The organism is Streptomyces sp. NPDC004788 (assembly GCF_053601115.1).
Genome location: NZ_JBSGBF010000056.1, coordinates 39,517 through 51,479, shown reverse-complemented (window position 1 = coordinate 51,479; position 11,963 = coordinate 39,517). Strand labels below are relative to the sequence as shown.

The window sequence follows — 11,963 nt, the reverse complement described above, 5'->3', positions numbered from 1 at the left end:
GGCTGGCTCAGATAGCCGTACCGGCCGTCAGGGGCGAGGGCGGGAATCACCACCAGGACGGTCAACGCCGTACCGACGATCGTATCCGGCTCAGTCAGAGCGGCCGCAGCGCCGGCTCCTTCTGCACGGCGCCGAGAAGCCGGTCCAGGGCCATCTCGACGTCCTCCTTCCAGGAGAGCGTCGTCCTCAACTCCAGCCGCAGCCGCGGATACCTCGGGTGCGGGCGCACCGTCTTGAAGCCCACGGCCAGCAGATGGTCGGCCGGGAGGACGCAGGCGGGCTCCTTCCAGCGGGCGTCCCCGAACGCCTCGATCGCCTTGAAGCCGCGCCGCAGCAGATCCTTCGCCACGGTCTGCACCATCACCCGCCCGAGCCCCTGCCCCTGGTAGCCCGGCATGATCCAGGACGTCATCAGCTGCACGGCGTCCGCGGCGACCGGGCTCGTGGGGAAGGCGGTGGAACGGGGCACATAGGCCGGAGGCGCGTAGAGCACGAAGCCGACGGGCACGTCGTCGACATAGACCACCCGGCCGCAGGACCCCCACTCCAGGAGCACGGCGGAGATCCAGGACTCCTTCTCCAGCTCCGGTCGGCCGGCCTTGACGGCGGCCTCCCCACTCACCGGATCGAGCTCCCAGAACACACAGGAGCGACATCGCTTGGGAAGATCCGGAAGGTTGTCCAGCGTGAGCGGTACGAGCCGACGCCCCACGGCTGCTCCTCGCTTCTCTCGGCCTTCGCTGTACGCATATGCCTCAAAGAATCGTAACGACAACCCACCGGATGGCCACCCGACTTACTCGTCCTGCTCGGCCCTGCCCTGGTCCATGACGCGCCCCTCGCCCGGGGCCAGCGTCGAGAGGATCCGCTCCAGATCCTCCATCGAGGCGAACTCGACGACGATCTTTCCCTTCTTCTGCCCCAGGTCGACCTTCACCCGGGTCTCGAAGCGGTCGGACAGCCGGGTCGCGAGATCACGCAGTGCCGGGGAGACCCGGGCGCCGGCCCGCGGCCCCTTGGGCTTGACCGGCGAGGAGGGCTCGGAGCCCATGAGCGTCACGATCTCCTCCACCGCCCGCACCGAGAGTCCCTCGGCGACGATGCGGTAGGCGAGCTTGTCCTGGGCCTCCGGATCCTCCACGGACAGCAGGGCACGGGCGTGACCCGCAGAGAGGACACCGGCGGCGACCCGGCGCTGCACCGGCGGGGAAAGCCTCAGCAGACGCAGCGTGTTGGAGACCTGAGGACGCGAACGCCCGATGCGGTCGGCCAGCTGGTCATGGGTGCAGTTGAAGTCCTTGAGGAGCTGGTCGTAGGCGGCGGCCTCTTCCAGCGGGTTCAGCTGCGCCCGGTGCAGGTTCTCCAGGAGGGCGTCGAGAAGCAGCTTCTCGTCCTCGGTGGCCCGCACGATCGCCGGGATCCGCTCCAGGCCGGCCTCGCGGCAGGCCCGCCAGCGGCGCTCACCCATGATGAGCTCATAGCGCTCGGGACCGATCTGGCGAACGACGACGGGCTGGAGCAGACCGACCTCCTTGATGGAGGTGATCAGCTCGGCCAGGGCGTCCTCGTCGAAGACCTCGCGCGGCTGGCGCGGGTTCGGCGTGATGGAGTCCAGCGGCAGCTCGGCGAAGTGCGCCCCGGCAGGGGACTCCGGCTCGGGCTCGGCCACCGGCACCACGGAGTCCGGGGACTGCGGGCTCGCGGGAAGCGTCGCCAGCTTGGCCGCGGCCACCCCCCGGTCCGAGCCGAGTGCCGGAATGGCGCCGGGGGAGCTGGTCACCGTGGCGGCGCCAGCTCCGGCGGTCGGCACCTGTCGCTCCTGGGGAGCAGCCGGAATCAGCGCACCGAGCCCACGCCCCAATCCCCTACGTCGCTCGCTCACTGGATCCCCTCCGACATTCGCTGGTTGTTCTGGTGGCCCACGTGCGGGTGTCCCCCATGGGCCTGACTGGCGTCATAGGCGATGTCGACGCCACGCAGCGCGATCTCGCGCGCCGCTTCGAGATACGACAGGGCACCACTGGAACCCGGGTCGTAGGTGAGCACGGTCTGCCCGTAGCTCGGGGCCTCCGAGATGCGGACGGACCTCGGGATGCTGGTCCGCAGCACCTCGTTGCCGAAGTGGGTGCGCACCTCGTCGGCGACCTGCGAGGCGAGCCTCGTGCGGCCGTCGTACATGGTGAGGAGGATCGTCGACACATGCAGCGCGGGGTTGAGGTGACCCCGCACCAGATCGACGTTCCGCAGCAGCTGACCGAGGCCCTCCAGCGCGTAGTACTCGCACTGGATGGGGATCAGCACCTCGGCTCCGGCCACCATGGCGTTGACCGTCAGCAGGCCGAGCGAGGGCGGGCAGTCGATGAGGATGTAGTCGAGCGGCTGCTCGTACGCCTGGATCGCCCGCTGCAGGCGGCTCTCGCGCGCCACCAGCGACACCAGCTCGATCTCCGCACCCGCGAGGTCGATGGTGGCGGGGGCGCAGAAGAGTCCTTCGACGTCCCGGACGGGCTGCACGACCTCGGAGAGCGGCTTGCTCTCCACGAGGACGTCGTAGATCGAGGGGACCTCGGCGTGATGGTCGATGCCGAGCGCGGTGGAGGCGTTGCCCTGCGGGTCGAGGTCGATGACCAGGACCCGGGCGCCGTGCAGCGCGAGAGAGGCGGCCAGATTCACGGTCGTGGTGGTCTTGCCCACGCCGCCCTTCTGGTTGGCGACCACCATCACACGGGTCTGGGCGGGCCGGGGAAGTCCTTCTCCGGCACGGCCCAGGGCCTCCACGGCCAGTTGGGCCGCACGGCCGATGGGGGTGTCGTCCATCGGAGGCGGTGTTTCACGTGAAACATCCGCCCCTACCGATTCGGTTCGGGGACCGGGGACCGGTTCGGTCATCGGTCCCGCGATGTTGGCGTCGGACCGCAAGGACTCACTCTCCTCGGCTTCAGACTCGCGATGGAGAGAGACTGCCATGCCTTCGGGGTCCGGAACCAGCGAGGCCCGTGGTTCTGTGGATGAATCCACCTCTGTGGACAACCCCGTAACCCTCACGGGGGGTTTCGTCGGAGGTTTGCGGTCCCGGGGCGTGGCGGCCGCGCGGCCGCGGCTGATGATCCCCTGCAGCAGTGAGCGACGTTTCACGTGAAACACGATGCACGCGCCGCAGAGCCGGGACCGCCCGACACTCCGAAATCAGCCCATATCGCAGCAGCCGCTCGCAATGATCAGCGGTGCCGGGCTCAGCAAGGAGAGCAGCAGTACCGGATCAGCGGCTGCGGCGACGGGGCCGGCTGGTCCGGGCCGCCTTGGCCCGCTTGGCCGCGAAGCGCACACCGCCGGGGCTCTCGCCGACCTCGACCCGGACCACGGTGGTCAGCGGGTCCACGATCCCCTCGCCCGCGTACAGCACGGACGCCTCCACCACACCGAGCTTGGAGAGCGCGGCGCGGGCACCGGCGATCTCCTCCTCGGCGGTGTCGCCCTTGAGGGCCAGCATCTCGCCGTAGGGACGGAGCAGCGGAACGCCCCAGCCGGCCAGCCGGTCGAGCGGCGCCACGGCCCGGGCCGTCACGACGTGAACGGGGCCGAGCTTGCCCAGCATCTCCTCGGCACGGCCGCGGACCACGGTCACATGGTCGAGACCGAGCAGCTCGACGGCCTCCTGAAGGAAGGTCGTCCGACGGAGCAGCGGCTCAAGCAGCGTGATCTTCAGGTCCCGGCGGACCAGGGCCAGCGGGATGCCCGGCAGGCCGGCACCGGAGCCGACGTCGCAGACCGTGACGCCCTCGGGGACGACCTCGGAGAGCACGGCGCAGTTCAGCAGGTGGCGCTCCCACAGACGGGGGACCTCACGCGGGCCGATGAGGCCGCGCTTGACCCCGGCGTCCGCCAGGAGTTCGGCGTACCGGACCGCCTCCGGGAAGTACTCGCCGAAGACTGTCCGCGCCTGCTCCGGCGCCTGGGGAAGCTCCGTTGCCTCCGTCACGGGGAACCGTCCTTCCGTACCGCGCGCGTACCGTCCGAGCGCACTGGGTGCTGACTATCAGGCTGACAAAACGCGGCCCCGTCTGCGAACAGACGGGGCCGACGTCAGATGGGGGTTCAGGCAGGGAGCACGACGACGAAGCGCTGCGGCTCCTCGCCCTCGGACTCGCTGCGCAGACCGGCTGCGGCGACCGCGTCGTGCACGACCTTGCGCTCGAACGGCGTCATCGGGTCCAGCTTGACCGGCTCGCCGGTGGCCTTGACCTCGTCGGCGGCCTTGGCACCCAGCCGGGCGAGCTCCTCGCGCTTCTTGGCGCGGAAGCCCGCGATGTCCAGCATCAGACGGCTGCGGTCACCGGTCTCCCGGTGTACGGCAAGCCGGGTCAGCTCCTGAAGAGCCTCCAGCACCTCGCCGTCACGGCCGACGAGCTTCTGCAGGTCGCGGCTGCCGGAGTCGCTGACGATCGAGACCGACGCCCGGTCCGCCTCGACGTCCATGTCGATGTCGCCGTCGAGATCGGCGATGTCGAGCAGGCCCTCGAGGTAGTCGGCCGCGATCTCACCCTCCTGCTCCAGGCGGGTCAGGGTGTCGCCACCCTCGGCGGCGGAGGTGGTGCCTTCCGTCACGGATGGACTCCTTCTAGCTTCGTGGAGGCTTACTTCTTGGAGGAGGGGTGCTTGGGCCGCTGCTGGCCCTTGCGCTGGCCGGAGTTGGCGCGGCTCGGCCGGGCCGGCTTGTCGCCCGCGGCCTGGTTGCCGGCCTTGGCGCCCTTGGCCGACGCCTGCGGCTTCTTCTCCAGCGAGGGAGCGGCCGGCTGGGTCTTCCCGTCCGCGGCCTGCACGTCCTCGGCCTGCGCGTCCGAAGCCCGCTCGTCCGAGGACTTCGACTCGGTCTGCTGGCCGCCGGCGGCCTGGCGCTGGGCCTTGGTCTGGCGCTTGGGCTGCTGGCGCCGGGTGGCGGCACCGCCCTCCGCCTCGACGGAGACGCTGTCGCTCTTGATCACGGTGCCGTCGGCCTGGGCGGCGAAGCCGGCCTTGGCCAGGCCGGCGAAGAAGCGGCGCTCGTTGTCGTTGCGGTCGGCGCCCTTGGCGACGATCGCCTTGACGATGTTCTTCCGGCGGCGGCCGCGGACCTCACCGTGGTGCCCGATGCTCTTGAGCAGGCGCTGCAGGTAGGCGTCCTGGGCCTTGCTGCCCGGGGTCGGGTTCTGGTTGATCACGTACATCTGCTGGCCCATGGTCCACACGTTGGTGGTCAGCCAGTAGACGAGGACACCGACGGGGAAGTTGATGCCCATGCCCGCGAAGATCAGCGGGAAGATGTACATCAGCATCTTCTGCTGCTGCATGTACGGGGTCTTCACCGACAGGTCGACGTTCTTCATCATCAGCTGGCGCTGGGTGAAGAACTGCGAGGCCGACATCATCACGATCATGATCGCGGTGACGACGCGCACATCGGTCAGCGAGGCGCCGAGGGAAGCGACCTTCTCGGCGCTGTCCGTGAACTTCGCGGCCAGCGGGGCACCGAAGATGTGGGCCTTACGGGCGCTGGCCAGCAGGTCCTCGTTGATGACGCCGATCGTCTGGCCGTTGGCGATGCTGGAGAGCACGCGGTACAGGGCGAAGAAGAACGGCGACTGCGCCAGGATGGGAAGGCACGAGGAGAGCGGGTTGGTGCCCGTCTCCTTGTACAGCTTCATCATCTCTTCGGACTGACGCTGCTTGTCGCTCTTGTAGCGCTCCTGGATCGCCTTCATCTTCGGCTGGAGCGCCTGCATGTTCCGCGTCGACTTGATCTGCTTCACGAAGAGCGGGATCAGGCAGATGCGGATCAGCACCACCAGGGACACGATGGACAGACCCCAGGCCCAGCCGGTGTCAGGGCCGAAGATCGCCCCGTACATACTGTGGAACTGGACGATCACCCAGGAGACGGGTGTGGTGATGAAGCTGAACAGACTGGCAATCGTGTCCACTAATCAGGCTCCTTGAGCATTGGGCGAGGTCTCTGCGGCAGGGCTCGTCTCGCCGGAGAACCCGCCCTTTTCGCCACGAAGGGCGGCGCGCAGCATCTCGTGCCAGCGCGGCCGCTTGCGCGGGGGAACATGGTCCACGCCGCCCGGCGACCACGGATTGCACCGCAGGATGCGCCAGGCGGTCAGGGCTGTGCCCTTGATCGCACCATGCCGGTCGATGGCCGTGAATCCGTAGTGGGAACACGACGGGTAGTACCGGCAGACGGGGCCCAGAAGCGGGCTGATCGTCCACTGGTACAGCTTGATGAGAGCCAGCAGCGGGTACTTCATCGCGTGCCCCCTCCCAGCAACCGCTGGAGAGCGGCATCCAGGTCTCGGGCCAGCTGTGCGTGGTCGGCGTCACCGGCTCCGGGCAACGCCCGTACGACCACCAGGCTACCGGGGGGCAGCTCGGTGATGCGGTCGCGCACGAGATGGCGGAGACGACGCTTGACCTGGTTGCGGACGACCGCGCCGCCAACGGCCTTGCTCACGACGAAACCCGCACGCGTCGGGGGAGCGCTCTCCCCAGGCGCGTGCGGGTCCGTTGCACCGCTGTTGCGTAGGTGGACGACGAGGAGCGGGCGTCCGGCCCGGCGTCCTCGGCGTACCGCGGTCGCGAAGTCCTCGCGCCGCCTCAGCCGATTCTCGGTAGGCAGCACGTCATGACCTGTTTAGACAGATCAGGCGGACAGGCTCGCGCGACCCTTGGCACGGCGGTTCGCCAGGATGGCGCGGCCGGCACGGGTGCGCATGCGCAGGCGGAAGCCGTGGGTCTTGGCGCGACGACGGTTGTTCGGCTGGAAGGTGCGCTTGCTCACTCGGGGACTCCAGAAATGAATCGTTGGTGGCGGGACATCGCCTGGCTGTCACCGTGCGCCCACGATTAGCTCGCATACGCTCGAGTGCACCGCTTCGCGATCACATAGGGTGATCTTCGCCCATCGGTAGGCAGGCGGCAGCAGCCATCGACAACTCGACCTGGTTACGGTACGCGCGGCTACGCCATCCGGTCAAACCGGCCCGTCGTCGGGGCACCCTTGTGCACAGGCTGTGGACAACAACTTGAACCACGTCAGCCGCCCCGACTACCGTGGCTGAACTCCACAATCTTTTCCGATCTGTCCTTACCTGTCCTTACGGACTTCGACCGACCGTCCCCGAGAACCACACCATCGGTGGACCTGCGAGGAAGCGTGCCCCGTGGCTGACGTACCTGCCGATCTTGCCGCAGTGTGGCCGCGTGTACTCGAACAGCTCCTCGGCGAAGGCCAACAGGGCATCGAGTCCAAGGACAAACAGTGGATCGAGCGCTGCCAGCCGCTCGCACTGGTGGCCGACACGGCGCTGCTTGCCGTGCCCAACGAGTACGGCAAGCAGGTCCTCGAAGGCCGTCTCGCCCCACTGATCAGCGACGCGCTCAGCCGCGCCTGCGGCCGCCCGATCCGGATCGCGATCACCGTCGACGACTCCGTCGGCGAGCCGACGCCGCCCGCGCCGCCGGCCCAGCCCATGCGGCCGGCCCCGCAGCCGTACGGCAAGCGCGAGACGTACGACACATACGAGAAGTACGACGACTACGGCCGGCCGATGCCGGAGGACGGGCTGCCGACGGCCCGCCCCGCCTACCCCGAGTACCAGCAGCAGCGCCCCGACCCGGGCGTCTGGCCGCGCGCCCAGGAGGATGTCACCTGGCAGCAGCAGCGGCTCGGCGGCTTCCAGGAGCGCGATCCGTACGCGACGCCCCGCCCGCAGCAGCCCCAGCCGACGCGGTACGACGAGCGCCCCGCGTACGAGCAGCCGCAGCGCCCCGAGCGGACGGAGCTGCCGGACACGGAGGGACCGGTCCCGGGCCGCGGGCCGCGTCCCGGCGTCCCCGGCGGCGGCGTGTCCGGGCCGTCCGGCTCCGGCTCGTCCGGCCAGGGCGGCGGCACCGGCGCACCCGGTGAGCAGCACGCCCGGCTGAACCCCAAGTACCTCTTCGACACCTTCGTCATCGGTTCCTCGAACCGCTTCGCGCACGCGGCGGCGGTCGCCGTCGCGGAGGCGCCGGCGAAGGCGTACAACCCCCTCTTCATCTACGGCGAGTCCGGGCTCGGCAAGACCCATCTGCTGCACGCGATCGGTCACTACGCGCGGAGCCTCTACCCGGGCACCCGGGTGCGGTACGTGAGCTCGGAGGAGTTCACCAACGAGTTCATCAACTCGATCCGTGACGGCAAGGGCGACGCGTTCCGCAAGCGCTACCGGGACGTGGACATCCTGCTGGTCGACGACATCCAGTTCCTCGCGAGCAAGGAGTCGACGCAGGAGGAGTTCTTCCACACCTTCAACACGCTCCACAACGCCAACAAGCAGATCGTGCTGTCCTCGGACCGGCCGCCCAAGCAGCTGGTGACCCTGGAGGACCGGCTCCGCAACCGCTTCGAGTGGGGCCTGACCACGGACGTGCAGCCGCCGGAGCTGGAGACGCGCATCGCGATCCTCCGCAAGAAGGCGGTGCAGGAGCAGCTGAACGCGCCGCCGGAGGTGCTGGAGTTCATCGCGTCCCGGATCTCGCGGAACATCCGCGAGCTGGAGGGGGCGCTGATCCGGGTGACGGCGTTCGCGAGCCTCAACCGGCAGCCGGTGGACCTGGGGCTCACCGAGATCGTCCTCAAGGACCTGATCCCGGGCGGCGAGGACACGGCCCCGGAGATCACCGCAGGCGCGATCATGGCGGCGACCGCCGACTACTTCGGTCTGACGGTGGAGGACCTGTGCGGCTCGTCCCGCAGCCGGGTCCTGGTCACCGCCCGGCAGATCGCCATGTACCTGTGCCGCGAGCTCACGGACCTGTCGCTGCCGAAGATCGGCGCGCAGTTCGGCGGCCGCGACCACACTACGGTGATGCACGCGGACCGCAAGATCCGCGCGCTGATGGCGGAGCGGCGCTCCATCTACAACCAGGTCACCGAGCTGACCAACCGCATCAAGAACGGCTGACGACGGCCCCTCACAGGGCTCAGAAGGGCGCTCCGGACACCTCCCGGGGCGCCCTTCGGCGTTCCCGGAGGGCCCTTCGGCGTTCCCGGCGGGCCGCCGGCGCAAGGCCGCTGTTCGATTACTCCGTTCCGGTGGCGGGTTCTCCACAGATTGGGGGATGATCTCCCGTCCACAGGGTGGGGACTTCCGAGTTATCCGGATTGCATCCACAGGCAGCCCTGGTGACACAGCATCATCCCAGCTCAGAGCCTTGTGGAATTGTTGGCAACCGATCTCCACAGCCTGTGGACGAAAGATCCGTCCACAGGGGCCCCACTCGGTTGTCCACCGGCAACCCACAGGGCGACGGCGGTTGCCCACAGCTTCTCCACACCGCTGTCCACTGTTCGGCAACGAAACACCCGCGCTCACTGGGGCGAGTGAAAGCCGTCACACCAAGGGAGACGTTTGGGCTGTGGGGAACCTGGGGAAAGCTGGGGACAGCACTGGGGAGAACTCCCCATGCCCTGTGAATCGGGTGTGCAGAACTTTGCTGTGTCCACAGCGCACCCCGGTTGTCCACCGGTCCCATGCACAGGCGCAGTGGACAAAAAACCGGCCTTGACCTGCGCAGACGACGTTATCCACGGTTTCCACAGGCCCTACTACTACTCCCACTCATAGTTAGCTCGGAATCCGCTTCGAAGTGGGGTGTGTGGACAACTCGAGCCCGGAGCCTCGGCGACCTCTTGTCGCGACTTGACCCCGAGCCGCACCGAGTGTCGGTGGCGTACGTCAGACTGGATCCCGCAGTCGACGAAGAGCCAGCAACAAGCAGGAGGCGGTTCCGGTGAAGATCCGGGTGGAGCGCGATGTACTCGCGGAGGCGGTGGCGTGGGTGGCCCGCAGCCTTCCGGCCCGTCCGCCGGCGCCCGTTCTCGCGGGCCTTCTGCTGAAGGCCGAGGACGGCGCGCTGAGCTTCTCCAGCTTCGACTACGAGGTCTCGGCCCGCGTCTCCGTCGAGGCGGAGGTCGAGGAGGACGGCACCGTCCTGGTCTCCGGCCGCCTGCTCGCCGACATCTGCCGCGCCCTCCCCAACCGTCCGGTGGAGATCTCCACAGACGGTGTACGGGCGACCGTGGTCTGCGGCTCCTCCCGCTTCACCCTCCACACCCTGCCTGTGGAGGAGTACCCGGCGCTGCCCGAGATGCCCACCGCGACCGGCACGGTCCCCGGTGAGGTCTTCGCCTCCGCCGCCGCGCAGGTGGCCATCGCCGCCGGCCGTGACGACACGCTGCCCGTCCTCACCGGTGTGCGCATCGAGATCGAGGGCGACACCGTCACCCTGGCCTCCACCGACCGCTACCGCTTCGCGGTCCGCGAGTTCCTGTGGAAGCCGGAGTCCCCGGACGCCTCCGCCGTGGCCCTGGTGCCCGCGAAGACCCTCCTGGACACCGCCAAGGCGCTGACCAGCGGTGACACGGTGACCCTGGCGCTCTCCGGCTCCGGCAAGGGCGAGGGCCTGATCGGTTTCGAGGGCGCGGGCCGCCGCACCACCACCCGCCTCCTCGAAGGCGACCTGCCGAAGTACCGGACGCTCTTCCCCACCGAGTTCAACTCGGTCGCGGTGATCGAGACCGCCCCCTTCGTCGAGGCCGTCAAGCGCGTCGCCCTGGTGGCCGAGCGCAACACCCCGGTCCGGCTCAGCTTCGAGCAGGGCGTGCTCATCCTGGAGGCCGGCTCCAGCGACGACGCACAGGCTGTGGAGCGCGTCGACGCACAGCTCGACGGCGACGACATCTCGATCGCCTTCAACCCGACCTTCCTCCTGGACGGTCTGAGCGCGATCGACTCCCCGGTCGCCCAGCTCTCCTTCACGACCTCCACCAAGCCGGCCCTCCTGAGCGGCAAGCCGGCGGTCGACGCCGAGGCGGACGAGGCGTACAAGTACCTGATCATGCCGGTGCGCCTGAGCGGCTGACGCCGGGACACGGTCGTCGACTGAGCGGCTGACCCCACAGGTGTGCACGCGGGTCCGGGCGTAGGCTCGGACCCGGGTAAACCGCACACGACGCTTAAGGAATCTCTGATGGAGCTCGGTCTCGTCGGTCTCGGCAAGATGGGCGGCAACATGCGCGAGCGCATTCGCCGCGGCGGCCACACCGTCATCGGATACGACCGCAACCCGGACCTCGCCGATGTCCACAGCCTGGAAGAGCTTGTGGGCAAGCTCAAGGGTCCGCGCGTCGTGTGGGTCATGGTCCCCGCCGGTGCGGCGACCCAGTCGACCATCGACGAGCTGGCCGAGCTGCTCTCCCCCGGCGACATCGTCGTGGACGGCGGCAACTCCCGCTGGACCGACGACGAGAAGCACGCCGAGGAGCTGGCCGCCAAGGGCATCGGGTTCGTCGACTGCGGCGTCTCCGGCGGCGTCTGGGGCCTGGAGAACGGCTACGCGCTGATGTACGGCGGCGACGCCGAGCACGTGGCCCGGGTCCAGCCGATCTTCGACGCGCTCAAGCCCGAGGGCGAGTTCGGCTCGGTCCACGCGGGCAAGGTCGGCGCCGGCCACTTCGCGAAGATGGTCCACAACGGCATCGAGTACGCGATGATGCAGGCGTACGCCGAGGGCTGGGAGCTCCTGGAGAAGGTCGACTCCGTCACCGACGTCCGCGAGGTCTTCCGCTCCTGGCAGGAGGGCACCGTCATCCGCTCGTGGCTGCTGGACCTCGCGGTCAACGCCCTCGACGAGGACGAGCACCTGGACAAGCTGCGCGGCTACGCGGAGGACTCCGGCGAGGGCCGGTGGACCGTCGAGGCCGCCATCGACAACGCCGTGCCGCTGCCGGCGATCACCGCGTCGCTCTTCGCGCGGTTCGCCTCGCGGCAGGACGACTCGCCGCAGATGAAGATGATCGCCGCGCTGCGCAACCAGTTCGGCGGCCACGCGGTCGAGACGAAGAAGTAATCCACAGGCTGTGCACCCCGCGGTGCACAGCAGCC

General features: G+C 68.9%; 12 protein-coding genes. 3 read left to right on the top strand and 9 right to left on the bottom strand.

From position 1 onward, the window contains the following. Positions 1–94 precede the first annotated feature (94 nt). The 9 genes from ACWEJX_RS23530 to rpmH form a co-directional block, all read right to left on the bottom strand. Positions 95–712, bottom strand: a complete 618-nt coding sequence (locus ACWEJX_RS23530) for a GNAT family N-acetyltransferase (protein ID WP_451609379.1) — start codon at positions 710–712, stop codon at positions 95–97. Positions 713–796: 84 nt separating this feature from the next. Beyond that, the gene (locus ACWEJX_RS23525; protein ID WP_451609378.1) at positions 797–1,882 is read right to left on the bottom strand and encodes a ParB/RepB/Spo0J family partition protein; all 1,086 of its coding nucleotides are present in this window, start codon (positions 1,880–1,882) and stop codon (positions 797–799) included. Then, positions 1,879–2,967: a ParA family protein gene (locus tag ACWEJX_RS23520; RefSeq protein ID WP_451609377.1), complete on the bottom strand. Its 1,089-nt coding sequence runs from the start codon at positions 2,965–2,967 to the stop codon at positions 1,879–1,881. The genes ACWEJX_RS23525 and ACWEJX_RS23520 overlap by 4 nt, the downstream gene beginning before the upstream one ends. A gap of 292 nt (positions 2,968–3,259) precedes the next feature. Next, the gene (gene rsmG / locus ACWEJX_RS23515; protein WP_451609376.1) at positions 3,260–3,979 is read right to left on the bottom strand and encodes a 16S rRNA (guanine(527)-N(7))-methyltransferase RsmG; all 720 of its coding nucleotides are present in this window, start codon (positions 3,977–3,979) and stop codon (positions 3,260–3,262) included. A 116-nt stretch (positions 3,980–4,095) separates the two neighbouring features. Then, positions 4,096–4,605 carry a Jag family protein gene (locus ACWEJX_RS23510; RefSeq protein ID WP_451609375.1) on the bottom strand — a complete coding sequence of 170 codons (510 nt, stop codon included), beginning with the start codon at positions 4,603–4,605 and terminating at the stop codon, positions 4,096–4,098. Between the two features lie 29 nt (positions 4,606–4,634). Beyond that, complete coding sequence (gene yidC / locus ACWEJX_RS23505; protein WP_451609374.1) at positions 4,635–5,957, bottom strand: membrane protein insertase YidC; 1,323 nt, start codon at positions 5,955–5,957, stop codon at positions 4,635–4,637. Between the two features lie 3 nt (positions 5,958–5,960). Next, positions 5,961–6,287, bottom strand: coding sequence for a membrane protein insertion efficiency factor YidD (gene yidD, locus ACWEJX_RS23500; protein ID WP_451609373.1), 327 nt, complete (start codon positions 6,285–6,287; stop codon positions 5,961–5,963). Further along, positions 6,284–6,658, bottom strand: a complete 375-nt coding sequence (gene rnpA, locus ACWEJX_RS23495) for a ribonuclease P protein component (protein WP_403794333.1) — start codon at positions 6,656–6,658, stop codon at positions 6,284–6,286. Before rnpA ends, yidD begins: the two co-directional genes overlap by 4 nt. Before the next feature lie 21 nt (positions 6,659–6,679). Beyond that, positions 6,680–6,817 (bottom strand): 50S ribosomal protein L34, encoded by a 138-nt coding sequence (gene rpmH / locus ACWEJX_RS23490; RefSeq protein ID WP_015659252.1) that lies wholly within the window; start codon positions 6,815–6,817, stop codon positions 6,680–6,682. Between the two features lie 382 nt (positions 6,818–7,199). Between rpmH and dnaA the strand changes: the two genes are divergently transcribed. From dnaA to gnd, 3 genes are all read left to right on the top strand, one after another. Continuing rightward, a complete protein-coding gene (dnaA, locus tag ACWEJX_RS23485; RefSeq protein WP_451609372.1) occupies positions 7,200–8,981 on the top strand; it encodes a chromosomal replication initiator protein DnaA in 1,782 nt (593 codons plus the stop codon). Positions 8,982–9,810: 829 nt separating this feature from the next. Next, complete coding sequence (gene dnaN / locus ACWEJX_RS23480; protein ID WP_318208253.1) at positions 9,811–10,941, top strand: DNA polymerase III subunit beta; 1,131 nt, start codon at positions 9,811–9,813, stop codon at positions 10,939–10,941. Positions 10,942–11,049: 108 nt separating this feature from the next. Further along, positions 11,050–11,928 carry a phosphogluconate dehydrogenase (NAD(+)-dependent, decarboxylating) gene (gene gnd / locus ACWEJX_RS23475; protein WP_403794327.1) on the top strand — a complete coding sequence of 293 codons (879 nt, stop codon included), beginning with the start codon at positions 11,050–11,052 and terminating at the stop codon, positions 11,926–11,928. The last annotated feature ends 35 nt before the right edge of the window (positions 11,929–11,963 follow it).